We start from the raw sequence: 25,255 nt of genomic DNA on the forward strand, positions 1-25,255 counted from the left end.
GGAGTCAGATAGGTTCGGTTATGAAACCTACGGCGTAACGCCGGGGCGAGGGGATGCAGCATGACCGAGCATGTCGACGTGATCGTGGTGGGCGCCGGCATTTCCGGGATCGGCACCGGCTACCACCTCCAGACGCGCTGCCCCGACCGGACCTACATGATCCTCGAGGGCCGGCAGTCGATGGGCGGGACGTGGGACCTGTTCCGCTATCCCGGCATCCGCTCCGATTCGGACATGCACACGCTGGGGTTCGCCTTCCGCCCCTGGACCGCCGCCAAGTCGATCGCCGACGGCCCTTCGATCCGGGCGTATGTCGAGGACACTGCGCGCGAATACGGAATCGACCGGAAGATCCGCTACGGCCATCACGTGAAGTCGGCCGCGTGGTCGACCGAGGACGCGCGCTGGACCGTCGAAGCTACGGGACCCGATGGTCCGGTAACGCTGACTTGCAACTTCCTCTCGATGTGTGCGGGCTATTACAATTACGCCAAGGCCTATTCGCCCGAGTTCGAGGGTGCGGAGAGCTTTGCGGGACAGATCGTCCACCCGCAATTCTGGCCGGAGGATCTCGAATATAGCGGCAAGCGAGTCGTCGTGATTGGCAGTGGCGCGACGGCGGTGACCTTGGTGCCGACGATGGCGAAGACCGCCGCGCACGTGACGATGCTCCAGCGCTCACCGACCTACATCGTCGCGCGACCCGGCGAGGACGGCGTGGCGAACTGGCTGCGCGGGAAACTGCCGGCCAAGGCCGCGTATGGCATCACGCGGTGGAAGAACGTGCTGATGGGCATGTTCTTCTACCGGATGGCGCGGAGGAAGCCCGCGGTCGTGAAGGAACGGATGATCGGCATGGTCCGCGATCATCTCGGCCCAGACTATGATGTCGCGACGCATTTTACGCCGCGCTATAACCCGTGGGACCAGCGCGTCTGCCTGGTGCCCGATGGCGACCTGTTCACGGCGATCAATGCCGGCACTGTTTCGATCGTCACGGACACGATCGCGCGGATCACCCCCCAGGGCATCCATCTCGATTCGGGAAAAGACGTGCCCGCCGACGTGATCGTCACCGCCACGGGCCTCGAACTGCAACTGATGAGCGGTGTCGCGTTCAGCCTCGACGGCAAGCCGATCGAACTCGCCGGGCGGCTCCAATACAAGGGCATGATGTTCGACGGCGTGCCGAACCTTTCGTCGACCTTCGGCTACACCAATGCCTCCTGGACGCTGAAGGCGGACCTGACGGCGGTGTACGTCTGCCGCTTGCTAAACACGATGACCAAACGCGGCCTGCGCCAGGCTACCCCACGCAATGACGACCCGACCATGAAGAGCGAGTCCTTCCTCGACTTCACCTCCGGCTACGTGCAGCGCGCCGCCGCTGCGCTGCCGACCCAAGGTGAGCGCAAGCCGTGGAAGCTCAACCAGAATTACGCGTTGGATCTGATGGCGTTGAAGTTCGGCTCGGTCGACGATGCCATGGTGTTTTCCAATCCGGTACACGCCGATCGGCAGACAATACGCCGCGAGGGTTCGAGGGTGAACGCAGCTTAGGGGCGGACGGGACGGAATGTCAGAGAACTCATTCCGACCTGTAATCTTCGCCCATCCATGACTGGTGGCAAGCGCAAGACTTCTGGCAAGCTTCGAAGTCTAATTATATCTTTAAGCGCATGGCAGTGTGACGACGCTGGCAGACAGTCGCTACTAGACTCAGCGCGTATGGCAAGGCGTCGATACTGAGCCATATTGCCAACATACACGGGTTAATGCGTCAAGTGTCGGCCCGAAATCTACGATCAGGTTAAGTGACCTGCCGTATTTCTCGAGCCGACGGAATCATTCACCAGGGGCGAATGGTACCATAAACGAGCGAGATCAAGAACTTCAGCATTTTTATGCTCCCTTATTGACACTCTTTGGAGTGCCCCCGAGTCTTAATCCCTAACGAAACGTTAAACAATAAAATTTGTAAGTTGTTAACCATCAATGTGGGTGGGCGATCTCCGGCCCATGCTTAAGAGTATGTTTATGCCTCATGTTTATCCGAAGAAGGATGAACGAGTTTCCACATTCGCAGTTCAGGCGGGCCGACCCGCGAACCGGCGCCAGGCTGGATGATTCCCTGGTGTTTCTAAACGGAAACCATGACCTCGCAGCGCAGGCGACCTACACGAGGTGGCGCTTTCTGATCCTCGCGGAGATCGCGAATTTCTCGACGTTGCGCCGGCATTTGGGACGGTCGCGGTCGGACTTGTTGATCGTAGATGTCGCGACCCGGGTATGCGAAGCGTTACCCGACGCGCGGGTCATGATCGCCGGGCGTAGCACCGCCGAAGTAGCGTTTGAAAGCGACGCGCGACTGGCGCTCGACGTGGCGATCGCAACGCTGCAAACGGTATTTGAACGGCCTTTTGACATCGATGGCGAAGCGCACGTGGTTCGTCTGCAGCTAGGCGCGGCCGCGGCTGACGGACGTCGCGACGAAGTTCATCTGGTCGAGGAAGCGGAGAACGCGTTGGCGGAGGCGCAGGTCCAGCGTGTGGCCATCGCTCGCGACGTCACGGGAAACACTGCCGCGATTGATCGGATGGAACTCGCGCTAAACCTGACGACGGCGATCGCCGACGAAGAACTGTTCCTCCAGTATCAGCCCAAGGTGCATCTGCGACGCCAGCAGATCACCAGTGTCGAGGCGCTCGTGCGCTGGAACCATCCGACGCGGGGCCTGGTCCTTCCCAGTGATTTCATCCCGCTTGCCGAAGAGTCCAAGGACATCGTCGATCTGACGCTGTGGACGATCCGACGATCGATCGCCGACCAGAAAATCCTTCTGGAACACGGTCATGACCTGCGAATCTTCATCAATATCTCAGGCGTGCTGTTGGCGGACGAAAGTTTCGTCAGCAAAGCCTGTGCCCTGGTAGAGTCCAGCGGAGCCAGTCTCGGGTTCGAAATTACCGAAACCTCGGTCATTCGCGATCCCGACAGCGCCATCGCAAATCTCAAGATATTTGCAGAGATCGGCATCGTCATAGCGATCGACGATTATGGTGCCGGTTTGTCCTCGCTCGCCTACCTCAAACAGCTCCCGGCGCGTGAGCTGAAGATCGACAAATTGTTCGTGACGCAACTGACCAGCTCGAACCGCGACCCGCTGATCGTCCGCTCGACGATCGACCTGGCACATGCGCTCGAGATGGAGGTGGTGGCTGAGGGGGTCGAGACGCAGGCGGCGATGGCCCTGTTGTCGGTCATGGGCTGCGACATGATCCAGGGCTTCCTCATCAGCCGGCCGATCGACCTGGATGCGTTGATCCGTTTTCTCGAAGACGGCAAATCGCTGGATGTCGCGGCCAATGTGCGGGCACCGTTCAACCGGCTTGCCACCGTGTGGAAGCGCGGCTGATCGGAATGCGACAGCGCCATGGGACGATCATGGGTGCCGCCGCGCTCCTCTGCCTATGTCTGGCCGCGTTGGCCGCTCCTCTGCAGGCCCAATCTGCCACTGGTGGGACGGTGGATACATCCTATGAAGCGGTAATCGCCGACGCAAAGGCGTCGATGATGATCAACCCCGATGGTGCCAGGGCGAAGGCGGTTAGAGCCGAGCGCCTCGCATCTGCACTACCCGATCCCAAGGCGCGAGGGCTCGCGATCGCTACGGCAGAGTGGTTGCAAGGCGAGGCGCTGCTGCGCGGTAACAACTCCCTGCAAGCCGACAGGCCGATTGCACATGCGCTCCAGCTCGCCACGCGACTTGCACCGCAGACCAAGCTGCATGCCGATATCCTGTTCGCCCGCGGGGGCATTGCAAGCGACCAGGGCCGCGCCGGCGATGCGCAGAAGGATTACCACGCCGCGTTCGACATCTACTCCAAGCTTGGTGATACGCGGGGCCAGGCGATGGCGCTGTTGTACATATCGATCATCTACACCGATGCGCTGGATCAGGAATCCGCGCTGAAATATTCGAAGCAGGCGCTGGATGTCTACAAGTCGGATCCCAACCTGTCGGTCTCGATATACAATAACCGCGGCGTTGCGTTCGGCGAGCTTGGTCAACATGAACTGGCGGTATCGCAGTATCTGCAGGCACTGCGATTGGCGAGGCAGCTGAAAAGTGGGCCGCTTCAAGCAAAAATCCTCAACAATATCGCCCGCGTCCGTCTCGCCCAGAACGATCTATCGGCGGCCGATCGCGCGATTGACGAAGGTATGGGTTTTGCAACGGATCATGACATCGCAGGCACGAAAGCCGAATTGACCGCGACTGCTGCGCAGGCAGCCTTGCAGCGCCGCGATTTAGCCAGAGCGGCTACCTTGATCAAACGAGCGTTCGGCAACGTCGATCTGGTACATACCAGTCTGGCGTACAGGGACTTCCACAGGACGGCATACGATGTCTTTCGAGCGATCGGCGACCCGCAAGCCGCGCTGATACACCTGCAGGCCCTGAAGCGACTCGACGACAATGCCACGAAATTGGCGACTGATACGCAAGCCGCGCTGATGTCCGCACGGTTCGATTTCGCGAACCAGGAACTGAAGATAAGCCAACTCAAATCTACCGAACTGCAACGCAGCATAGCGTTCGAACGCGCGCGGGCGCAGACGCAGCGCAACGTCTTCATCGGCGCCTCCGCCGCGGTTGCGGTGGTGATCGCGATGCTCGCGTTCGGGCTGCTGACGATCCGCCGGAGCCGCAACCAGGTGCGGGCCGCAAACGACGACCTGGCCATCACCAACGCTGCACTGGGCAAGGCTCTTGCCGCCAAGACCGAGTTCCTCGCCACCACCAGTCATGAAATACGCACGCCGTTGAACGGCATTCTCGGCATGACCCAGGTGATGCTCGCGGACGCGAAGCTTTCGCCCGAGATGCGCGATAGACTCGGCGTCGTGCACGGTGCCGGCGTGACGATGCGCGCGCTGGTCAATGACATCCTCGACGTCGCCAAGATGGAGACCGGGAACCTGACGATCGAATCCGTACCGTTCGACATCTGTGCGACGGTGACGGACGCGGCTCGGATGTGGGAAGAGCAGGCACGCGCAAAGGGGCTCTCGTTCGCGGTCGACCTTGGTAATTGCCCTGTGATGGTCATGGGCGATTCCGCACGCGTGCGCCAGATCGTGTTCAATCTCCTGTCCAATGCCCTGAAATTCACCAAGGCGGGCCGTGTGACGCTGACGATCGACGTCGATGACGGTGATACGCTGTCGGTCGCGGTCTCCGATTCGGGGATCGGTATTCCCGGCGACAAGCTCGAGGACATATTCGAATCGTTTCGCCAGGCGGACGCCGGTACGACGCGACAATATGGCGGAACCGGCCTCGGGCTCTCGATCTGCCGAAATCTCGCGCGTGCCATGGGGGGCGACGTATCGGTCAGCAGCGTCGTGGGGCAGGGCGCAACCTTCACATTCCGCCTGCCGCTGGTACGGGCCGAGCCGACCAGCGTCGCTGCGGCGGCCACGGATACCCGCCCGGCCACGCTCATCCTCGATCGCAATCCGATTACCCGAAGCATGTTCAAGGCTCTCCTTGCATCCTACGGCGGTCCCATCGTCTTGGCAACGTCGATCGATGAAGCGGTGGCGTGTCTTATCGACAAGGGTGTCGCCCACGTCCTGATCGACGACGCCACCGTTCGAGCCGGCGGTACGCCACATGCCGGCCTGTCGAGGATCGCGCGGGCGGCCACGGCATCGGGCGCGCAGACCACCTTGCTTTGGCCCGTGGCGGCGGAAGCGGAGCGCGAGGAACTGCTTGCGACCGGCGTTACGCGCGTGGTCGCCCGGCCGGTCAGCGGCGGCGCGCTCGTCGCTGCGATGTTCGGATTATCAGTTGCGAAAAACAACCTAATTCCGGACCTTGTATCGCACGCCGCATGACGCGTAGATGCGCAATGATCACCGTCTTCCCACCGCTCGCCGACGCACCGCGAACGCGGTCATGAACGTACTGTTCATCGAGGATGATCGGATGAACCGGCGGGTCGTGAAGGACATGCTCGACGTTGCCGGCGCCACGATGGTCGAAGCCGAAACTGCGGAGCGCGGCCTGGAAATCATCGACGAGCAGGAGTTCGCGATCATACTCGTCGATCTGCGCATGCCCGGCATGGACGGCATAACGGCGATCGAGCACATTCGGGCGCGTGGCGATGCCAAGGGCCGGGTTCCGATCATCGTCGTCACGGCCGATATCGCTCCCGATCTGCGCGAGCGCTGTCTGGTGGCGGGGGCGGATGACGTGATCTTCAAGCCCGTTGCGATGGATGCGCTGTTCGAGGCGATGGGTACGGTTCTCGCCCGCGATGCAGAGGGCGAAGGAATGATCGGCTGACGACCTTGGTCAGCGTCTCATCCTGGGTCAGCGTCTCAGGGCGTTGCCAAGCGATGCGGTAGCGCTGCCGCGTCTTGCCGGCTTGGGTTGCGACGGGTCCGGCGACCAGCCCGTCAGGAAGACGATCTGGAATTTCTCGTGGGTCCGGCCGCGATCGTCTGCGGCGTCGGCAAATGCGCCGATGGTTCGGCCGAGGGTTGCCGACGACAGAGGCTGGCGCTGGGCCAGGGTATTGCTGGCCGCCATGCCGCGCAGATCGCCTAACAACCGACCGAGATCGCGATAGCCGACATCGAGCGTCTCGACGTCGGCGACCGGTAAAGCGAACCCCGCACGCATCAACAGGTCGCCCGCCGACCGCACGTCGATCTGTGGATGGAGCCGCGCGGCGGGACGTTCGCTTTCCGCGGTGCGCAACGCGCTGCGCAGCGCAGGCAGACTGCCCGCGCCGACGAACGCGCCCAGGAACAATCCGTCGGGCCGCAGCGCGCGGCGAATCAGCGATAACGCACCCGGAAGGTCATTGACCTGATCGAGAACGCCGGCGCTCACCACCAGATCGAACGAGCCGTCCGCAAACGGCAGGCGATCCTCGTCGCCCTGGACGCCGGCAGACCGCGCGGCGAACGCGAAGCCCGCGTCGCAGCGGGCTACCCGCGCACCCGGCGCGGCAGCGAATGCGCCGTCGAAACACCCGAGATCGAGGATATCGGTAAAATCGCGCGTTACCGCGTCGAGCCGTTCGGCAATGCCGTCGAGCATCGTCGCGCGCAGGAAATCATGCTCGGCATAATGGGGCGCGGCACGATCGCGACGCAGGCGACGCACGGTGCGATCGAAGATTTCGGGAGCGGTTTCGGACACGGTCGCGCTTGTGACGCGTTCTAGCTTCCACGACAAGGTCCGTGTGGCAATCCGGGGAGGGGGCGGCGTGAAGATATTCGAGCCGTTTCGCCATATCGTCGGGATCGCCCTGCCGCCGCGATGCCCCGGATGCGGCTTGCCCGTCGCCGAGGATCACCGGTTCTGCGCGCTGTGCTGGACGAGCCTGCGGTTTCTGGGGCTGCCCTGGTGTGCCGGGTGCCACCGGCCGTTCGCGTTCGATCGCGGGGAGCAGGCGCTGTGTGCGCTTTGTCTCGTCGCCCCGCCGCGGCATGCCGGGGTGCGTGCCGCGGTCGCTTACGGCCCCGTCGCGCGCGATCTGGCGCTGAGACTGAAATACGGCGGTCGGATCGCGTTCGCCGGGACGATGGCGCGGCAGATGCGGAGATTTCTGCCTGCCGAGACCGACCTGCTCGTACCCGTGCCGCTGCATCGCAGGCGGCTATGGTCGCGCGGCTTCAACCAGGCGGCGCTGATTGCGGATGCCGTCGCCGAGCTGTCGGGCGTCGCCCATGATCGCGAGGTCCTGGTCCGCAGCCGTCGTACCGTGTTGTTGCGCGGGCTTGGCGGGAAGCAGCGTGCCAAGGCGGTCGCAGGCGCGTTCGCCGCCTCGAACACGGAGCGCGTGTGCGGGAAGACGATCGCCTTGGTCGACGACGTCTATACCAGCGGCGCGACGGCCGATGCGTGTACGCGCGTGCTGCTCAAGGCCGGCGCCCGGTCGGTCGTCGTGTTGTGCTGGGCGCGCGTTCTTTCGTCCGCCGCCGACGATTGACAAGCGCGAACCGAGACCACATTTCCGCCTCATGGCTAAAGTCGAAATCTACACCAAGGCGTTCTGTCCGTATTGCACGCGCGCGCTGAAGCTCCTCGCATCGAAGGGTGTCGAACCCGAGCAGTTCGACGTCACCATGGGTGGGCCGAAAAAGGCCGAGATGGTCGAGCGTTCGGGTGGCCGCATGACCATGCCGCAGGTCTTCATCGACGGAAAGCATGTCGGCGGATCGGATGATCTGGCGGCACTCGATGCAAAGGGCGGCCTCGACGCACTGCTCGCCTGATGGCGAAGATCGGCGTCCTCCAGATGACGAGCGGGATCGATCCCGCCGTCAACGCCGCAACATTGGTCGACGCGGTCCGTGACGCTGGAAAGGCCGGCGCCGAAGTCCTGTTTACGCCTGAAATGTCCGGGCTGATCGATCGCGATCGGGCTCGCGGCGCGGTCTCCATCGTCGCCGAGGACTCGGACCCGGTGCTGGCCGCCGTGCGTGCCGCAGCCGCTGACGCCGGTATCTGGGTCCATCTCGGATCGCTGGCGGTGCGGCGGCCGGATGGCAAGTTCGCCAATCGCGGGTTCGTGATCGATGCGACGGGCGTAATACGCGCGCGCTACGACAAGCTCCATCTATTCGACGTCGACCTGCCGACCGGCGAAAGCTGGCGTGAGTCCGCGGCGTATGTCGGCGGCGACACGGCGATCGTCGTTGACACACCGGCGGGCATGCTGGGTACGTCGATCTGTTATGATTTGCGTTTCGCAGACCTTTACCGCGCGCTCAGCGATGAGGGCGCCACGGTCCTCTCCGTTCCGGCCGCCTTCACTCGCCCGACCGGCGCCGCGCATTGGCATATCCTGTTGCGCGCGCGTGCGATCGAGGCCGGCGCATTCGTCGTTGCGGCGGCGCAGACGGGCGTTCATGCGGACGGACGCGAGACATACGGTCATTCGCTGGTCGTCGATCCCTGGGGGGACGTGATCCTCGACATGGGCGAGACGGCAGGGCTCGCCTTCGTCGATATCGACCTGTCCCGCGTGGAGCAGGTCCGGTCCCGCATTCCGGTGATCGCCCATCGTCGCGCGATCCCCGCCGTTACGACCCTGTCGTGATCGTCTTCGACCTCAAATGCGGCGGCGGGCACGTGTTCGAGGCGTGGTTCGGATCGAGCGACGCGTATGAAAGCCAGCGCAAGGCGGGGCAGGTGCAATGCCCGGTCTGCAACGATGGCGATGTGACCAAGGCGGTAATGGCGCCCGCGATTCCTTCGAAGAGCAACTCCAAGCCCTCTCCACCTAGCCCGGGCGCGTTGAAGGCCGCGATGAAGATGCTTGCCGCGCGACAGGCGAAGGCGCTCGAATCGTCGGAATGGGTGGGCACCGCATTCGCCGATCGCGCGCGCGCCATGCACTTGGGCGAGGAGAAGCAGGCGACGATCCACGGTCAGGCCAGTCTCGCCGAAGCGAAGGCACTGGTCGAGGAGGGCGTGCCGGTCGCCCCTCTGCCGCTACCGGTCATTCCGCCCGAAAAGACCAACTAAGCCGCGCGCGGGCGGCGCTTGGCGGAAGAGGTGGGATTCGAACCCACGGATGAGTTACCCCATCGCTGGTTTTCAAGACCAGTTCCTTAAACCACTCGGACACTCTTCCGTACCGCCGCGCTATCGCGCCGGACGATGGCGTCTAAGCGGAGAGCGTCGTGATCGCAACTGTTGCGATACGCCTTCTACACGGGCGCAACCGATTGCGCCGACGGCCGGCCATCGGCTAGGTCGCGGTCATGGACCTGGACGCGATCTCGCAGCATTTCTTCGGCACGACCGACATCGATACGCTCGATCCGGAGGCGCTGGAGGCGGGACGCGAGCGTGTGTCGATCGCGTTCGGGACCGAACGGGATGCAGGGCGACGGTTTGCGCTTTGGGCGGTTCTGCGCGCGACGGGCAACGCACCTGCGCCCCACGTCGCGTTCAAGGATGCTCGTGAGATCCGGGCTGCCGAAGCCTATGCGGCGGCGATCGGTTTCGCCGGAGGATCGGACGACTAGCCCAGTTGTCAGGCGGCGCGGCGTTCCAGCAGCGCGCGGTCGATCCGGCGGATGAGGTCGGCGATCTGCGGCCGATCATAGCTCGCGGCCAGATCGTGATGGCTCGGCGACGCGCACATCCGCTTGCCGACCAGCGTGAAGATATCCTGTTTGCGTGCCATCGATCCGCTTCCTTTCCGATCCCGCGGTTATGCCGGGCAAGCGTTAACCAAAGGTTCGGAACGGATTCGGATGCTGTTAACCGTTGTCCGCGGCTCCATACGCAACGCTCGCGGCGGTCGGCAGCCCGGACCCGACCGGTGGGTGCTCGACGGCCGCAAGAGTTTCGCGACGGGGGCGGGGCATCTCGACCGCATCCTGGTGACCGCGCGAGACGCGATCGGCGGCGAGCAGCTCGTGCTGGTGCCGATGGCGATCGCCACCGCACGCTGGGCGTGCGGTGGCGAGAACCTGGACTTCACCGAAGGGATCAAGCGGCCTCGGGGTTTTCGAACGCGGCGGCGTCCAGATCGACGTTCAGTTCGCGTTCCCAGATGCGCAGCTTGCCAAGCGTCTTCAGGAACTTGGCGACGTCATCCTTGCCACCGAGCGCGATGACGCCGTCGTCCATGTCCTCGTCCTCGATGCCGGCCTTTTCCAGGAACGGCTTGGCTTCGGCGTTGAAGCCGATGAACTTGGCATGCCCGAACGCGTCGCTGACGAAGTCCTTGGCCGGCTTGTCCTTGCCGAGCTTCTTCGCACCGTCCGCCGACACGACGATCGCGACGGCATCGTAGAGTACCGACGGCGCGCCATCGATCTTCTGCTTGCCTTCCGCGAGCGTCCCGTCGTCGAGCGTCGCGCCGGCAACTTTCGGTGCGATGATCTCGTACGTGGCTTTCGCCGCGACGATACCGTCGACCAGTGCCTGCACGATCGCCGCCGGTGCCCCGTCGGTGACGAGGATGCCGAGCTTGCGACCCTCGAAGCTGCCGCTGGTGTTCTTCAGGATGCTGAGCGCGTCCGAAGCCGGCAAGTCCTTCCGCGGCTCGACCGCAGCCTTTACCGCCTTTGGCATCGTCTTCAGGCCAAGCCCGGTCGCAACCGTCTTCGCCAGCTTCTCGTCGATGTTGAGCAGATGCCCGACCATCAGCTCGCGGATATCGACCCGCTCGACCTTCGACAGCTCGAACGTCAGCGCATCGCCGATATGCTTCTTCTCGATCTCGGTCTGGCTGATGAAGAACTGCCGCGCCTGGCTGTAGTGATCGGCGAACGTCGCCGATCGCACCTGCGCCTTGCGCCCCGTCTCCTGCGAGGGGAAGTGCTTGTACCCCTTGGTCGGGCTCTCGCGCGGGCCGTCCCAGCTGTTCGGCTCATAGTTCACGCGACCCTTGGGGTTGCGCATCGCCATGTGGCCGTCCTGCTGGTAGTTCTTCACCGGGATCTTCGGCGCATTGATCGGGATATGCGTGAAGTTGGTGCTGCCAAGCCGCTTCAGCTGCGTATCGAGATACGAGAAGTTGCGCCCCTGCAGCAGCGGATCGTTGGTGAAGCCGATCCCCGGCACGACATTCTGCGTGCAGAACGCGACCTGCTCGGTCTCGGCGAAGAAATTGTCGACGAGGCGGTCGAGCTTGAAGCTGCCGATCATGCGGACCGGGATCTGCTCCTCGGGAATGATCTTGGTCGCATCCAGGACGTCGAATTCGAAATTGTCCGCGAACTCGTCGTCGAACAACTGGACGCCCATGTCCCACTCGGGGAAATTACCTTGGTCGATCGCATCCCACAGGTCGCGGCGATGGAAATCGGGATCCGCGCCGTTGATCTTGACCGCCTCGTTCCAAGCGACCGACTGGAGGCCCAGCTTCGGCTTGAAGTGGAACTTGACGTAGGTGCCCTTACCCTCGGCATTGATGAGCCGGAACGTGTGCACGCCGAAACCCTCGACGAAGCGGAAGCCGCGCGGGATGGTGCGATCGGACATGATCCACATGACCATGTGCATCGATTCCGGCGTCAGGCTGATGAAGTCCCAGAAATTGTCGTGCGCGGTCTGCGCCTGCGGGAAGCCGCGGTCGGGCTCCTGCTTGGCGGCATGGATCAGGTCGGGGAACTTGATCGCGTCCTGGATGAAGAACACCGGGATGTTGTTCCCGACGATGTCCCAATTGCCCTCCTTGGTATAGAATTTTGCCGAGAAGCCACGCACGTCGCGCGCCAGATCGGCCGAACCCTTGTTGCCCGCGACCGTCGAGAAACGCACGAACATCGGCGTCTGCTCGCCGACTTCGGTCAGGATGCCGGCGCTGGTGAACTCTTCGAGGCTCTCGTTCAGCGTGAACGTCCCGTGTGCGCCGTAACCGCGCGCGTGAACGACACGCTCGGGGATACGCTCGTGATCGAAGTGGAAGATCTTCTCGCGGAAATGGAAGTCCTCGAGCAGCGTCGGCCCGCGATCGCCGACTTTCAGCGAGTTCTGATCGTCGGAAACCGGGATGCCTTGCTGCGTGGTCAGCACATCGCCCTCGCCGCTGGCGATCTGATGGAGTTCGCCGCCTTGGCCAACCTGCGTCTCGAACGTCGCGCCCTGCGGTGGCGTGCCGGTATCCTTGGCGATGGTCTTCGTCATGTACAGTCCTCGTAGCGTCTCAGGACCAACAGCGCGTGGCGAGGGATAAGAGTTGCAACGAGAACGGCAACTTAACACAGATCAACCCGAATGAAGCGCGGTTGGTCGCGGCGGGGAGAAACTTTCATAGGAGCGCGTTGAACGGGCGATATCCCCCAACGAAGGACCAGCCATGCACATCGACCTGACCGGCCAGGCCGCGATCGTCACCGGCGCGAGTTCAGGCCTCGGCCGCGCCTCCGCCATCGCCTTTGCAAAGGCCGGTGCGAAGGTCGCGATCAACTACAACAGCAGTGCGGACAAGGCGCACGAAGTGGTTGCCGAGATCGAGCAGGCGGGCGGCGAGGCGTTCGCGTGCGAGGCGGATACGTCGGACGAGGCGGCGGTGTTGAAACTGTTCGACGAGACGGTCGAGCGGTTCGGTGGCATCGACATCGTCTTTGCCAACGCCGGCATGCAGAAGGATGCCGCCTATGCCGACCTGACGCTCGAAGACTGGAAGCGCGTCATCGACGTCAACCTTACCGGGCAGTTCCTGGTTTCGCGCGAGGCGGTGCGCCGCTTCCGCAAGCAGGGCGACCGTGGCTTCAGCCGGTCGATCGGGAAGATCCTGTTCATGAGTTCGGTGCACGAAGTCATCCCCTGGGCGGGCCACGCCAATTACGCCGCGTCGAAGGGCGGCAGCGGGATGCTGATGCGGACGCTCGCGCAGGAGATCGCCGGCGATCGCATCCGCGTGAACGGCATCGCCCCCGGCGCGATCGCGACCGAGATCAACGCGGACGCGACCGCCGATCAGGACAAGCTGCTCAAACTGATCCCCTACGGCCGGATCGGCGATCCGGAAGATGTCGCCCGCGCGGCCCTGTTCCTGGTGTCGGATGCGGCGGACTATATCGTCGGATCGACGCTGACGATCGACGGCGGCATGAGCCTGTATCCCGGCTTCCGTGATAATGGATAACCACAGCGTATCGATCGCGGATCACGGCGCGATCGGTAACCTGGAGACGATCGCGCTGGTCGATACGGCGGGCACGATCGATTATCTTTGCTGGCCGTGCCTCGACAGCGCGTCCGTCTTCGCGCGGTTGCTCGACGGCGACAAGGGCGGGCATTTCTCGGTCGAGCCTGACCTGCCCGGTGCGAACATCGTCCAGATGTACCTGCCCGAGACCAACATCCTGCTGACCCGGTGGATGGCGGATGCGGCAAGCGTCGATCTGGTCGACCTCATGCCGGTCGGCAACGAGGCAGACGACGCGCCGTCGCGGCTGGTCCGCCGGCTGACCTGCACGCGCGGATCCGCGACGGTCCGCGTCCGCTGCGCACCGCGGTTCGACTACGGCGTGACGGGACGCACGGCCTCCGTCACGACGACCGGCACGGACGTATCGCGCGGGCGGTTCGATCACGAAAGCGGGCTCGCACTGGCACTCCACGGCGCAGCGGCGCTCGTCGCGGACGGCTGCGACCTGACCGTCGAGATCCACCTCAACGAAGGCGACACCGTCTCGCTGGTCCTCAGCAACCCCGACGACGTCTCGCTCGACACCGACGCACTCGATGCGATCGTCGAGAAGGACATGGCCTATTGGCGCGCGTGGAGCCGCAAGTCGCGCTACCGCGGCCGCTGGCGCGAGACGGTCGAGCGGTCGGCGATGGCGCTGAAACTGCTCACCTCGCGCAAGCATGGCTCGATCGCGGCGGCGGCAACCTTCGGCCTGCCCGAAGCACCCGGCGGCGTCCGCAACTGGGATTACCGCGCGACATGGATCCGCGACTCCTCGTTCATCGTCTACGCGCTGCTCCGGCTCGGCTATCAGGACGAGGCGGTCGGCTTCCTCCACTGGACGATGGACCGCGCGCAGGCCTGCTCGAAGGGTCATCTCGGCGTCATGTACGCGCTTGACGGCGGCGAGGTCGCGGACGAACGCAAGCTCGACCTCGCCGGGTTCGGAGGCGCGACGCCGATCGTCGTCGGTAACGAAGCCAAGGTCCAGACGCAGCACGACATCTACGGCGCGCTGCTCGACGCGACCTATCTCGGCAGCAAATACGGCGAACCGATCGCGCATGATTCCTGGGTCGCGATCGGACGGATCGTCGATCAGGTCTGCGAGACATGGGAGACGCCGGACTCCGGCATCTGGGAAGTCCGCGGGCCGAAGAAACACTATCTCCACTCCCGCCTGATGAGCTGGGTCGCGATCGACCGCGCCGTGCGGCTCGCGCAGAAGCGCTCGCTTCCCGCGCCGCTGGTGCGCTGGTCGGAGACGCGGACCGCGATCCACGACGACATCTGGGCGAACTTCTGGAATGACGATCTCGGCCGCTTCGTCCGCGCCATCGGTGATACGCAGGAGGATCTTGCGGTCGACGGCGCCTTGCTGATGATGCCGCTGGTCCGGTTCATCGGCGCGACCGATCCCAAATGGCTCGCGACGCTGGAGGCGATCGGCGACGACCTGTCCGACGATGGCCAGGTCTATCGCTACCGGATCGACGACGGCTTGCCGGGGACGGAGGGGACGTTCGTCGCCTGCTCGTTCTGGTACGTCGAATGCCTCGCGCGGGCCGGGCGGCTCGACGAAGCGCGGCTGAACTTCGAAAAGCTCCTCGCACACGGCAACCATCTCGGCCTGTTCGCCGAGGAGATCGCGCAGGACGGCAGCTTCCTCGGCAATTTTCCCCAAGGGTTCAGCCACCTCGCGCTGATCAGCGCCGCCTTCTACCTCGACCGCGCGCTCGATAGCGATGGTCCGAGGGAATGGGCATGACCTTTTCATCGACGTAAGGGCGACAGCATGAACCTCGATGTTGCTGTGCTCGGAGCGGGCGAGCTTCATCGCCGGTGCGGATATCCAGGTGGATTCGGCTCGGTGATGACCGTCGCGGGCTGACTGCCGGCAAGACAGCACCGTTCCCCCGCGGAGGCGGGGGCCCAGGATCTCAAGCGACACCGCCCGTAACCCTGGGCCCCCGCCTCCGCGGGGGAACGGCAAGGCGGCGGGGTAGGGCGGGGCGTGACGGGGCTCTCTACCCTTCGAACAGATCCTTATACTGCCGCGGCTGCGAGCGAAGATACTGGTTCGGCGCCTTCACCTTGCCGCCAAGATGCGCCGCCGCGTGCCACGGCCAGCGCGGATCGTACAGGATCGTCCGGGCGAGCGCGATCATGTCCGCATCGCCCGTGCCGATGATTGCCTCGGCCTGTTCGTAATCGGTGATAAGCCCGACCGCGACGACCGGAATCGACACCGCCTGCTTCACCGCACGCGCGAGCGGCACCTGATAGCTCGGCCCGACCGGGATCTGCTGCGCGGCCGAATTGCCGCCACTCGAAACGTGGATCGCGCCACATCCGCGCGCCTCCAGGGCCTTCGCAAACGCCACCGTCTGCTCCGAATCCCAGCCGCCCTCGGCCCAGTCCGTGCCCGACACGCGCATCGTCACTGCGCGATCGGCAGGGAATGCGGCACGGACGGCATCGAACACTTCGAGCGGGAACCGCATCCGGTTCTCCAGGCTGCCGCCATATTCGTCCTCGCGGCGGTTCGACAGCGGCGAGAGGAACTCATGCAACAGATATCCGTGCGCACCGTGCAACTGGATCACGTCGATCCCGAGCCGTGCGGCGCGCACCGTCGCTGCCACAAACGCGTCGCGCACCTTCGCCAGCCCCTCGCGATCGAGCGCGACCGGATCATTCTCCTCGGGCAGGAACGACACGGCGGAGGGCGCCTCGGTCTGCCACCCGTTCGCCTCGCCCGGCGCGATCTGGAGCCCGCCCTTCCACGGAACCTCGCACGACGCCTTGCGACCGGCATGCGCCAATTGGATCGCGATCGGCATGTCGGACCAGCGTCGGATGCTCTCGATCACGCCCGCCATCGCCGCCTCGGTCGCGTCGTCGTACAGGCCGACGTCGCCGTAGGTGATCCGCCCCTCCGGAAGAACGGCGCTCGCCTCGATCGTCAGCAACGCAGCGCCCGAGAGCGCCAGTTGTCCGAGGTGGATCTGGTGCCAGTCGTTCATTCGGCCATCGATTGCCGAATACTGGCACATCGGCGCGATCACGATCCGGTTGGCGAGCGTCAGGTTGCCGACTGCGAGCGGCTCGAACAGCTTTGGCCCGCTCATGCGATCAGGGTCCGCTGCGAAGGGGAGATGCTCATGCTATACCTCGATTTCGTGTGCGATTGTCGCGGTTGAACGCGCGCCGTCGCGAATGGTGACACGATGAAACTCACCGTGCCGAACGGAACATAGGACGCGGCGAGCGGGTTTCACGGCAAGGAATGCTGCGCCGCGATAAACCGCGACAGCGGCGACACGAAAAGGGTCTTCGCATTGCATCTTCTGCCTGACACGCTCGACGCCGGTTCGGCCTACCCGCTGGGTGCCTCGTTCGACGGGCTCGGCGTCAACTTCGCAGTCTATTCCGCCAATGCCGAGAAGATCGAGCTCTGCGTCTATGACGAAACCGGCCGACGCGAACTGAAGCGGTATGCGCTGCCCGAGTGGACCGACGAGGTCTGGCACGGCTACCTCCCCGACGCCCAGCCGGGCCTCGTCTACGGCTATCGCGCGCATGGCCGTTACGCTCCGGAAGAAGGTCACCGCTTCAATCCGAACAAACTGCTGCTCGATCCGTACGCCAAGCAGATGATCGGCGAACTCCGCTGGACCGACGCGATGTACGGATACCAGGTCAAGTCGCCGCGCGCCGACCTCAGTTTCGATCGTCGCGACAATTCACTGACGATGCCCAAGGGCGTCGTGACCGACAGCCATTTCGACTGGTCGCGCGACGTGCGCCCGAACACGCCCTGGTCCGAGACGGTGATCTACGAGGCGCACGTCAAAGGCCTGACCAAGCTGTTCGAGGAGGTCCAGCCCTCCGAGCGCGGCACATTCGCGGCACTCGGCAACCCCAAGGTCATCGATTACCTCAAGCGCCTCGGCGTCACCGCGATCGAGCTGCTACCGATCCACACCTACATCCAGGACCGGTTCCTGCAGGAAAAGGGCCTGCGCAATTACTGGGGCTACAACACCCTCAACTTCTTCACGCCGGAGCGCTCCTTTTTCGCAACCGACAGCCACAACGAACTCCGCAGATCGATCCGCCGCCTCCACGCCGCCGGAATCGAGGTGATCCTCGACGTCGTCTACAACCACACCTGCGAAGGCTCGGAACAGGGCCCGACGCTCTCCTGGCGCGGGCTCGACAACGCCAGCTACTACCGCCTCGTCAAGGACGACCCGCGCTTCTCGATCAATGACACCGGCACGGGCAACACGTTGAACCTCACAAAGGCCCGCGTCCTCCAGATGGTCGCGGATTCGCTCCGCTATTGGGCGACCAGCTTCGGCATCGACGGCTTCCGCTTCGATCTCGGCCTGACGCTCGGCCGGACCGACACCGGCTTCGATCCCGGTGCAGGCTTTTTCGACGTCCTCCGCCAGGACCCCGTACTCGGCAGGCTGAAGCTCATCACCGAGCCTTGGGACATCGGCCCCGGCGGCTATCAGCTCGGCAACTTCCCGCCCGGTTTCGCCGAATGGAACGACAAATACCGCGACACCGTGCGCAAATTCTGGCGCGGCGACCACGCGCAGCGCGCCGATCTCGCCGCGCGCCTGACCGGCTCGGCCGACCTGTTCGATCGCCGTGCGCGCCGCCCCTGGGCGAGCGTCAACCTGCTCGGCGCGCATGACGGCTACACGCTTGCCGACACGGTCGCATACGAGGAGCGTCACAACGAAGCGAACGGCGAGGACAATAACGACGGCCATTCGAACAACTGCTCGCGCAACTGGGGTGTCGAAGGCCCAACGGATGATCCGCAGATCATCGAAACCCGTTCGCGCGTGATGCGCTCGATGCTGACCACTTTGTTCTCGTCGCTGGGCACGCCGATGCTGGTCGCGGGCGACGAGTTCGGCCGCACCCAGAGCGGCAACAACAACGCGTATTGCCAGGACAACGAGATCAGCTGGTTGAACTGGGAGCAGGCGAAATCCCCCGAAGGCGACGCGCTGATCGATTTCACCGCGCGCCTGATCGCCCTCCGCCGTGAATACGGCATGCTGCGCGCCGGCAACTTCCTCTACGGTGAGGACACGCCCGCCGAGGGGTTGAAAGACATCGAATGGTGGGACGAGCGCGGGCAGCAACTCACCCCCGAGGACTGGGACAATACCAACGGTCGTGCGCTGGTGATGCGCCGCGCCTGCGAGCTGGAGTCGGGTGAGGTTCAGGTGATCTCGCTCCTGCTCAACGCGTCCGAAGGCCCGCTGACCTTCCACATGCCGCCGCCCGAAGAGGTCGAGCGCACCGTCCTGATCGACAGCAGCAAGCCGGACCAGGCCGCCACCCGGATCGAGAACAGCTACGAGCTTCCTCCACAGGGCGCGGCGTTGCTCTCGTGGACGATCGCCGCGGCATGACCTGGGGCCCGACTCTCGCCGCTGACGGGGTGGTTTTCCGCCTCTGGGCCCCCGACCGCGATACGGTGACGCTGGAAATCTCCGACGGCGACGCGGTCCCCATGACTCGCGAACAGGACGGTTGGTTCAGCGCGAAAGCTCCGATCCCAGCCGGTGCTCGCTACCGATTCCGGTTGGCGGATGATCTGGCGGTGCCCGACCCGGCGTCGCGGATGCAAGACGGCGGCGTCCACGGTTGGAGCGTCGTCGTCGATCCCGACGCCTACGATTGGCAGAACCCCGACTGGCGCGGCCGTGCGTGGGAAGAGATGGTGATCCAGGAGGTCCATGTCGGCACGCTCGGCGGTTTCGCGGGCATTGCGGATCACCTGCCGGCGATAGCCGAACTTGGCATCACCGCGATCGAACTCATGCCCGTCAATGCATTCGGCGGCACCCGGAACTGGGGCTATGACGGCGTGCTGCCCTATGCCCCCGCCGAAAGCTATGGCACGCCCGACGACCTGAAGGCGCTCATCGATCGCGCCCACGCGCTCGGCCTCGCCGTGTTCCTCGACGTCGTCTACAATCACTTCGGCCCCGACGGGAACTACCTCGGCGCCTACGCAAAGGGCTTCTTCCACCCCGAAGTCCACACCCCCTGGGGCGGCGCGGTTGCGGTCGATCAGCCGCCCGTTCACCGCTATTTCGTCGACAACGCGCTGATGTGGCTGAACGACTACAAGTTCGATGGGCTCCGTTTCGATGCGGTCCACGCGATCCAGAACGATGCGTTCCTCGACGCGATGGCCGCCGAACTCCGCGAGAAGACCGCCGGCCGCCACGTCCACCTCATCCTTGAAAACGAAGGCAACGACGCCGATCGCCTCCACGCTGGCGGGTTCGATGCGCAGTGGAACGACGATTTCCACAACGTCCTCCACGTCCTGCTCACCGGCGAGACCAGCGCCTATTACAGCGACTTCGCGGATCGCCCCGCCGAACGGCTAGCGCGGTGCCTGAGCGAAGGCTTCATCTACCAGGGCGAAGGCTCGCCGAACCACGCCGGCAAGCCGCGCGGCAAGCCCAGCGCACACCTCTCACCGACCGCCTTCGTCGCGTTCCTCCAGAACCACGACCAGATCGGCAACCGCGCAATGGGCGAACGCCTGACGCTGCTCGCCGACCCCCAGAAGCTCCGCGCCGCCACCGCCTTGCTCCTGCTCAACCCACAGATCCCGCTGCTGTTCATGGGCGACGAGCACGGCAGCGAAAGCCCGTTCCTGTTCTTCACCGACTTCCACGACGAACTCGCCGACGCGGTACGCGAAGGCAGACGGAAAGAGTTCGCCAAGTTCGCCGCCTTCGCCGATCCCGAAGCGCGCAAAGCGATCCCCGATCCGAACGCGCACGAAACCTTCCATGCATCACGCGCCGAGCCCGGCCCGGATGCCGCAGACTGGCAGGACCTGTACCGCACCCTCCTGAATATCCGTCACGGCGCGATCGTCCCCCGCCTGCGCGGGACCAAGTCGATCGGCGCCGAAGTGATAGGCGAGGGCGCCGTCGTCGCACGCTGGCGCATGGGCGACCGCGCGATCCTCATGATCGCGCTGAACCTGGGGGACGAGCCGGTAGCGTTCCCCGATATCGGAACCGTGCCGATCTTCTCCGACGGCGAACCGGGCAAACCGGGCAGCGTCACCGTGTGGATCGAACCATGAGCGCTTTGCAAACCCTCGCCACGGCCGCAGGCCTGCAACCCGAGTGGCAGGACGCAGCAGGCCGCCGCCAGGCGGTCACCGACGACGCATTGCGGACGATCCTCGATCGCCTTGGCCACCCCGCGAGCAACGAAAGCCAGGTCCGCGAAAGCCTGGCCGAGATCGCCAACCGGAAGGCGACCGGCGGATTCCTCTCGGTCGATATGGGCGACCCAATCCGTCTCTCCGCGACGAACTCGGGCAAGGCCGAGCTCACCCTCGAAGACGGCACCCGGACGACGGTCACGATTGACCAAGGCACCCTCCAACCCATCGCGCAGACCGGCTACCATAGCCTCGAAATCGACGGCAACGTGACTGCACTGCTAGTCGCGCCCCGCCGTTGCTACACGATCGCCGACGCCATGCCCGACCGCAAACTCTGGGCGCCCGCCGTGCAGATCCCCAGCCTCCGCGGCGACCATCCCTCTGCGTTCGGCGACTTCGCCACACTCGCCCAAGCCGCACGCGCATTCGGTGCTCGCGGTGCCGACGCGCTGGCGATCAGCCCCACCCACGCGTTGTTCCCGGCCGATGCCAGCCGCTACAGCCCCTATGCCCCGTCCAGCCGCCAGTTCCTCAACGGCGTCTACGGCGATCCGTCCGCGTTCGGCGTCACGTCGGAAGAGCCGGCTCCAGACCTGATCGACTGGCAGCAAGCGATCCCTGCAAAGCTCGAACGACTTCGCAAAGCGTTTGCCGAGGCCACGCCACACATCGACGAAACCCTTGCAGCGTTCAGGCGGGAAGGCGGCGAAGACCTCGAACGCCACGCCGAGTTCGACGCGCTCCACGCGCATTTCTTTGCCAGCACCGGTGCCAAAGGCTGGCAGCAATGGCCGGCCGAGTATCACGACCCCGCCAGCCCAACCGTCCGCCGCTTCGTCGCCGACCACGCCGAAGACGTCTCGTTCCACGTCTTCCTCCAATGGCTGGCCCGCCGCGACCTCGACGCCGCGCAGACTGCTGCGAAGGACGCCGGCATGGCGATCGGCCTCATCGCCGATCTCGCCGTCGGCATGGACCCGGGCGGCAGCCACGGCTGGAGCCGACGTGGCGATCTGCTGACGGGCCTTTCGATCGGCGCGCCCCCCGATCCGCTCGGCCCCGATGGCCAGAGCTGGGGCATCACCGGCTTCGATCGGCAAGCCCTGCGCGACACCGCTTTCGCCCCCTTCATCGCAACGATCCGCGCGGCACTCGCGCACGCCGGCGGCATCCGCATCGACCACGCATTCGGCCTCCGCCGCCTCTGGGTCGTACCCGAGGGCGCGTCGGCGGCCGACGGCGCCTATCTCGACATGCCGTTCGACGATCTGATGCGGATCGTCGCGATGGAGTCACAGCGGGCGAGGGCGATCGTCATCGGCGAAGACCTCGGCACCGTCCCCGACGGCTTCCGCGAGGCGATGGACGCGCGCGCCATGCTCGGCATGCGCGTTTTGTGGTTCGAACGCGACGGCGATGGTTTCGTGCCTCCTGCGCAATGGTCGCCGGACGCGGTCGCGATGACCGGCACGCACGACCTTGCGACGGTCGCCGGCTGGTGGAGCGGTCGCGATATCGACTGGACCTGGGAGCTTGGCCGCAAGTCCGACGCGCCCGACGAACCCGCCGATCGGGCGAGCCGCGCGGAGGATCGCACCGCGCTGTGGTCCGCGTTCGACACCGATACCGAGCAACCCGATCCCAAAGACACCGCCCCGGTCGTCGATGCGGCAATCGCGCACGTCGCCAGCACGCCCTGCGCGCTCGCGATCGTCCCGATCGAGGACCTCGCCGGACTGGTCGAACAGCCTAATCTGCCCGGCACGATCGACGAGCATCCCAACTGGCGCCGCCGCATGTCCGACACGACCGAGGCCTTGCTGCAGAGCCCGGCCATCGCCGCCCGCATAGACGCGCTCAACGCCACGAGACCCGCATGACCCCCCGCGCAACGTATCGCTTCCAGTTCCACAAGGACTTCACCTTCGCCGACGCCGAAGCGTTGGTGCCGTATCTGGACAGCCTCGGGATCAGCCACCTCTACGCCTCGCCGATCACCACCGCGCGGAGCGGGTCCACCCACGGCTACGACGTCGTCGACCCGACCCGGATCAATCCCGAACTCGGCGGCGACGAGGCCTTTCGCAGTCTCGTCACCGCCCTCCGGGCACGCGACATGGGCGTCATCATCGACATCGTCCCCAACCATATGGGCGTGGCGGGTGGCGAGAACGCATGGTGGAACGACGTTCTCGCACATGGTGAAGCCAGCGAGTTCGCGCGCTACTTCGACATCGACTGGCGCGAGAAGCTCGTCCTCCCGATCCTTGGCGATCCGATCGCCGATACGATCGCCAGCGGTGCGCTCAAGGTCGAGCAGGTCGACGGTCGCTACGTTATCGAAGCATATGGCGAGCACCGCTTGCCGATCCGCGACGAGGACCAGGCGACCGCAGCGACAGACGACATCGCCGTCCTCGTCGATCGCCAGCACTATCGCCTGGCCTCGTGGCGTGTCGCAAACGACGAACTGAACTGGCGCCGGTTCTTCACGATCAACGACCTGGCCGGTCTCCGCGCCGAAGACCCGGTCGTGTTCGATGCAACCCATGCGCTGTATTTCCGGCTTTACGCGGAGGGCCTGATCGACGGTGTCCGCGTCGATCACGTCGACGGGCTGACCGACCCGGCCGGCTATTGCCGCAAGCTCCGCGCGCGGCTCGATGCGATCGAACGCCCCGCCGATGCGCCCGCCGGCCCTGCCTATATCGTCATCGAGAAGATCCTGGCCGACGGCGAACCGCTTAGCACCGACTGGGGCGTGGACGGGACCAGCGGCTACGACTTCATGGAGCAGGTCACGGCATTGCTGCACGCGCCCGCCGGAGCCGAACCGCTCGGAAAACTCTGGGCCGACGTCAGCGGCCGCTCCGCCGACTTCGCTCCAGAGGAACTGCGCGCGCGTCAGGAACTGCTCGCATGGCAGTTCGACGCGCAGCATCGCCGCTGCGTCGAGGCGTTTCTGGATCTGGCGCGATCGACCCCGGAATGCGCCGCGCTGACGAAGGGCATGCTGCACCGTGCAATCGAGCGGCTGCTATGGGTCTTCCCGGTCTATCGTACCTACGGAACGGGCAGCGCCGCACCCGCAGCGGATGCCGCGATCCGCAAGACGGTCCGCGCGCGTGTCGCGCAATTCGTGCCGCCGGGCGAGCATGCGGTAGTCGAGCGAATCCTGTCGTGGCTCGCCGGCGAAGGCCCCGGTGACGCCGCACGCGCCGCTGATGCCGTCCGAAAATTCCAGCAACTCTCTGCACCTATCGCGGCCAAGGCAGTCGAGGATACCGCGTTCTACCGCTATGGCCGGCTGCTCTCGCGCAACGACGTCGGCTTCGACGCGGCACGGATGTCCCTCAGCATCGACACGTTCCATGCAGCGATGATTGCTCGCGCCCGCGATTGGCCATCGGCGATGCTCGCCACCGCGACGCACGATCACAAGCGTGGCGAGGACGTCCGTGCAAGGCTCGCGGTGCTGAGCGAGCTCCCCGATCTCTGGCGCACCCGCGTCGAGCAATGGCTGATACTGGCTGCCCCCTTTGCCGGGGGGGTGGATCTCGGCGACGCGTATATGCTGCTCCAGACGCTGGTCGGCGCGTGGCCCGAGGGGCTGGCTGCGACCGACGCCGCGGGGCTGTCCGACTATGCCGATCGTGTCGTCGCCTGGCAGGAAAAGGCGTTGCGCGAGGCCAAGCTCCGCTCGTCGTGGGAAGCGCCGGACGAAGCCTATGAAACCCGCTGTCACGAACTGGCGCGGGCGTTGCTCGATCCCAGCCGATCGCAGGCGTTTCTCGACGACATCACCGCGTTCGTCGCACGGATCGCGCCGGCGGCGGCAGCGAATGGTCTTGCGCAGGTGGCGCTGCGCTACACCGTGCCCGGTGTGCCCGACCTGTATCAGGGAACCGAGATCGCCGACCTGAGCCTGGTCGATCCCGACAATCGACGTCCGGTCGACTATTCCTCGCTGCGGACGAAGCAAGGCGAGGGCGCGCCGCCCAAGATGGCGCTGATCGAACGATTGCTGGCGTTGCGGCGTCAGCACCCGAAAGTGTTCGCGGCGGGGGACTACGTGCCGATCACCGTCACGGGCGTGCGGGCGGATCACGTGATGGCGTTCCGGCGCATGCATGACGGCGTGACGTTGCGCTGTGTGGTCGCACTCCGCTGCGCCGACCTTCATCTGACCGACGTGGGCGATTGGTGGGGCGATACTGCGCTGACGTCGGGGGAAAAGGTCGCCGATCTGCTCGCCGGGGAAGCGGTTTCGGTCGTGCTGCTGGAGCCGGTGGCGGACTGACCAAGTCGTCGCTAGACCGCGCCTTTATCCAAC

The 25,255-nt window shown here is 64.8% G+C and carries 19 protein-coding genes and 1 tRNA gene; 15 read left to right on the top strand and 5 right to left on the bottom strand.

All coding sequences use genetic code 11. From position 1 onward, the window contains the following. The first annotated feature begins 60 nt into the window (after nucleotides 1-60). The 4 genes from AC1MLZ_RS16425 to AC1MLZ_RS16440 all read left to right on the top strand — a co-directional run bounded on the left by AC1MLZ_RS16425 (nucleotide 61) and on the right by AC1MLZ_RS16440 (nucleotide 6,358). Nucleotides 61-1,560 carry a flavin-containing monooxygenase gene (locus AC1MLZ_RS16425; RefSeq protein WP_480959408.1) on the top strand — a complete coding sequence of 500 codons (1,500 nt, stop codon included), beginning with the start codon at nucleotides 61-63 and terminating at the stop codon, nucleotides 1,558-1,560. Nucleotides 1,561-2,134: 574 nt separating this feature from the next. After that, the gene (locus AC1MLZ_RS16430; protein ID WP_480959409.1) at nucleotides 2,135-3,415 is read left to right on the top strand and encodes an EAL domain-containing protein; all 1,281 of its coding nucleotides are present in this window, start codon (nucleotides 2,135-2,137) and stop codon (nucleotides 3,413-3,415) included. 110 nt (nucleotides 3,416-3,525) lie between these two features. Next, on the top strand, nucleotides 3,526-5,904 hold the full coding sequence (locus AC1MLZ_RS16435; RefSeq protein ID WP_480959410.1) for a sensor histidine kinase: 2,379 nt from the start codon (nucleotides 3,526-3,528) through the stop codon (nucleotides 5,902-5,904). Nucleotides 5,905-5,965: 61 nt separating this feature from the next. Next, nucleotides 5,966-6,358: a response regulator gene (locus AC1MLZ_RS16440; protein WP_480959411.1), complete on the top strand. Its 393-nt coding sequence runs from the start codon at nucleotides 5,966-5,968 to the stop codon at nucleotides 6,356-6,358. Between the two features lie 27 nt (nucleotides 6,359-6,385). On the opposite strand, the gene AC1MLZ_RS16445 is transcribed toward AC1MLZ_RS16440, so the two are convergent. Beyond that, a complete protein-coding gene (locus tag AC1MLZ_RS16445; protein ID WP_480959412.1) occupies nucleotides 6,386-7,222 on the bottom strand; it encodes a class I SAM-dependent methyltransferase in 837 nt (278 codons plus the stop codon). Between the two features lie 67 nt (nucleotides 7,223-7,289). Between AC1MLZ_RS16445 and AC1MLZ_RS16450 the strand changes: the two genes are divergently transcribed. Genes AC1MLZ_RS16450 through AC1MLZ_RS16465 form a run of 4 tightly spaced genes read left to right on the top strand, consistent with a single transcriptional unit; the run spans nucleotide 7,290 to nucleotide 9,556 of the window. Then, nucleotides 7,290-8,015: a double zinc ribbon domain-containing protein gene (locus AC1MLZ_RS16450; protein WP_480959413.1), complete on the top strand. Its 726-nt coding sequence runs from the start codon at nucleotides 7,290-7,292 to the stop codon at nucleotides 8,013-8,015. A 31-nt stretch (nucleotides 8,016-8,046) separates the two neighbouring features. Continuing rightward, on the top strand, nucleotides 8,047-8,301 hold the full coding sequence (gene grxC, locus AC1MLZ_RS16455) for a glutaredoxin 3 (RefSeq protein ID WP_480959414.1): 255 nt from the start codon (nucleotides 8,047-8,049) through the stop codon (nucleotides 8,299-8,301). Continuing rightward, entirely contained in the window at nucleotides 8,301-9,128 is an 828-nt protein-coding gene (locus AC1MLZ_RS16460; RefSeq protein ID WP_480959415.1) for a carbon-nitrogen hydrolase family protein, read from the top strand. The genes grxC and AC1MLZ_RS16460 overlap by 1 nt, the downstream gene beginning before the upstream one ends. Beyond that, entirely contained in the window at nucleotides 9,125-9,556 is a 432-nt protein-coding gene (locus tag AC1MLZ_RS16465) for a DUF1178 family protein (RefSeq protein WP_480959416.1), read from the top strand. The genes AC1MLZ_RS16460 and AC1MLZ_RS16465 overlap by 4 nt, the downstream gene beginning before the upstream one ends. Nucleotides 9,557-9,575: 19 nt before the next feature. Here the strand turns inward: AC1MLZ_RS16465 and AC1MLZ_RS16470 are convergent. Further along, nucleotides 9,576-9,665, bottom strand: a tRNA-Ser gene (locus AC1MLZ_RS16470). A 130-nt stretch (nucleotides 9,666-9,795) separates the two neighbouring features. Here AC1MLZ_RS16470 and AC1MLZ_RS16475 point away from each other — a divergent pair. Beyond that, entirely contained in the window at nucleotides 9,796-10,062 is a 267-nt protein-coding gene (locus tag AC1MLZ_RS16475) for a hypothetical protein (RefSeq protein WP_480959417.1), read from the top strand. Nucleotides 10,063-10,070: 8 nt separating this feature from the next. On the opposite strand, the gene AC1MLZ_RS16480 is transcribed toward AC1MLZ_RS16475, so the two are convergent. Both AC1MLZ_RS16480 and AC1MLZ_RS16485 read right to left on the bottom strand, forming a co-directional pair. Continuing rightward, nucleotides 10,071-10,223: a hypothetical protein gene (locus AC1MLZ_RS16480; protein ID WP_480959418.1), complete on the bottom strand. Its 153-nt coding sequence runs from the start codon at nucleotides 10,221-10,223 to the stop codon at nucleotides 10,071-10,073. A gap of 308 nt (nucleotides 10,224-10,531) precedes the next feature. Further along, a complete protein-coding gene (locus tag AC1MLZ_RS16485; protein WP_480959419.1) occupies nucleotides 10,532-12,676 on the bottom strand; it encodes a catalase in 2,145 nt (714 codons plus the stop codon). A gap of 172 nt (nucleotides 12,677-12,848) precedes the next feature. Here AC1MLZ_RS16485 and AC1MLZ_RS16490 point away from each other — a divergent pair, with 172 nt between their 5' ends. Together AC1MLZ_RS16490 and AC1MLZ_RS16495 are read left to right on the top strand one after the other, a co-directional pair. Then, the gene (locus tag AC1MLZ_RS16490) at nucleotides 12,849-13,640 is read left to right on the top strand and encodes a glucose 1-dehydrogenase (protein WP_480959420.1); all 792 of its coding nucleotides are present in this window, start codon (nucleotides 12,849-12,851) and stop codon (nucleotides 13,638-13,640) included. After that, nucleotides 13,633-15,456, top strand: coding sequence for a glycoside hydrolase family 15 protein (locus AC1MLZ_RS16495; protein ID WP_480959421.1), 1,824 nt, complete (start codon nucleotides 13,633-13,635; stop codon nucleotides 15,454-15,456). The genes AC1MLZ_RS16490 and AC1MLZ_RS16495 overlap by 8 nt, the downstream gene beginning before the upstream one ends. Before the next feature lie 259 nt (nucleotides 15,457-15,715). Here the strand turns inward: AC1MLZ_RS16495 and AC1MLZ_RS16500 are convergent, their stop codons facing one another. Beyond that, nucleotides 15,716-16,819, bottom strand: coding sequence for an NADH:flavin oxidoreductase/NADH oxidase (locus AC1MLZ_RS16500; RefSeq protein WP_480959422.1), 1,104 nt, complete (start codon nucleotides 16,817-16,819; stop codon nucleotides 15,716-15,718). A 210-nt stretch (nucleotides 16,820-17,029) separates the two neighbouring features. On the opposite strand from AC1MLZ_RS16500, the gene glgX reads away from it, so the two are divergent. The 4 genes from glgX to treY are packed head-to-tail and all read left to right on the top strand — an operon-like array spanning nucleotide 17,030 to nucleotide 25,222. Then, the gene (gene glgX / locus AC1MLZ_RS16505; RefSeq protein ID WP_480959423.1) at nucleotides 17,030-19,132 is read left to right on the top strand and encodes a glycogen debranching protein GlgX; all 2,103 of its coding nucleotides are present in this window, start codon (nucleotides 17,030-17,032) and stop codon (nucleotides 19,130-19,132) included. Beyond that, nucleotides 19,129-20,835: a malto-oligosyltrehalose trehalohydrolase gene (gene treZ, locus AC1MLZ_RS16510; protein ID WP_480959424.1), complete on the top strand. Its 1,707-nt coding sequence runs from the start codon at nucleotides 19,129-19,131 to the stop codon at nucleotides 20,833-20,835. The genes glgX and treZ overlap by 4 nt, the downstream gene beginning before the upstream one ends. Next, entirely contained in the window at nucleotides 20,832-22,802 is a 1,971-nt protein-coding gene (gene malQ, locus AC1MLZ_RS16515; RefSeq protein WP_480959425.1) for a 4-alpha-glucanotransferase, read from the top strand. The genes treZ and malQ overlap by 4 nt, the downstream gene beginning before the upstream one ends. Beyond that, on the top strand, nucleotides 22,799-25,222 hold the full coding sequence (gene treY, locus AC1MLZ_RS16520) for a malto-oligosyltrehalose synthase (protein WP_480959426.1): 2,424 nt from the start codon (nucleotides 22,799-22,801) through the stop codon (nucleotides 25,220-25,222). The genes malQ and treY overlap by 4 nt, the downstream gene beginning before the upstream one ends. Nucleotides 25,223-25,255 lie beyond the last annotated feature (33 nt).

The sequence above is a fragment of the Sphingomonas sp. PEI4 genome (genome assembly GCF_056679955.1).

Excerpts from the sequence above, each read along its gene's own strand:
- AC1MLZ_RS16425 (WP_480959408.1), top strand. The coding sequence starts at position 61 with ATGACCGAGCATGTCGACGTGATCGTGGTGGGCGCCGGCATTTCCGGG.
- AC1MLZ_RS16440 (WP_480959411.1), top strand. The coding sequence starts at position 5,966 with ATGAACGTACTGTTCATCGAGGATGATCGGATGAACCGGCGGGTCGTG.
- grxC (WP_480959414.1), top strand. The coding sequence starts at position 8,047 with ATGGCTAAAGTCGAAATCTACACCAAGGCGTTCTGTCCGTATTGCACG.
- AC1MLZ_RS16460 (WP_480959415.1), top strand. The coding sequence starts at position 8,301 with ATGGCGAAGATCGGCGTCCTCCAGATGACGAGCGGGATCGATCCCGCC.
- AC1MLZ_RS16475 (WP_480959417.1), top strand. The coding sequence starts at position 9,796 with ATGGACCTGGACGCGATCTCGCAGCATTTCTTCGGCACGACCGACATC.
- AC1MLZ_RS16480 (WP_480959418.1), bottom strand. The coding sequence starts at position 10,223 with ATGGCACGCAAACAGGATATCTTCACGCTGGTCGGCAAGCGGATGTGC.
- AC1MLZ_RS16485 (WP_480959419.1), bottom strand. The coding sequence starts at position 12,676 with ATGACGAAGACCATCGCCAAGGATACCGGCACGCCACCGCAGGGCGCG.
- AC1MLZ_RS16490 (WP_480959420.1), top strand. The coding sequence starts at position 12,849 with ATGCACATCGACCTGACCGGCCAGGCCGCGATCGTCACCGGCGCGAGT.
- AC1MLZ_RS16495 (WP_480959421.1), top strand. The coding sequence starts at position 13,633 with ATGGATAACCACAGCGTATCGATCGCGGATCACGGCGCGATCGGTAAC.
- AC1MLZ_RS16500 (WP_480959422.1), bottom strand. The coding sequence starts at position 16,819 with ATGAGCGGGCCAAAGCTGTTCGAGCCGCTCGCAGTCGGCAACCTGACG.
- treZ (WP_480959424.1), top strand. The coding sequence starts at position 19,129 with ATGACCTGGGGCCCGACTCTCGCCGCTGACGGGGTGGTTTTCCGCCTC.
- malQ (WP_480959425.1), top strand. The coding sequence starts at position 20,832 with ATGAGCGCTTTGCAAACCCTCGCCACGGCCGCAGGCCTGCAACCCGAG.
- treY (WP_480959426.1), top strand. The coding sequence starts at position 22,799 with ATGACCCCCCGCGCAACGTATCGCTTCCAGTTCCACAAGGACTTCACC.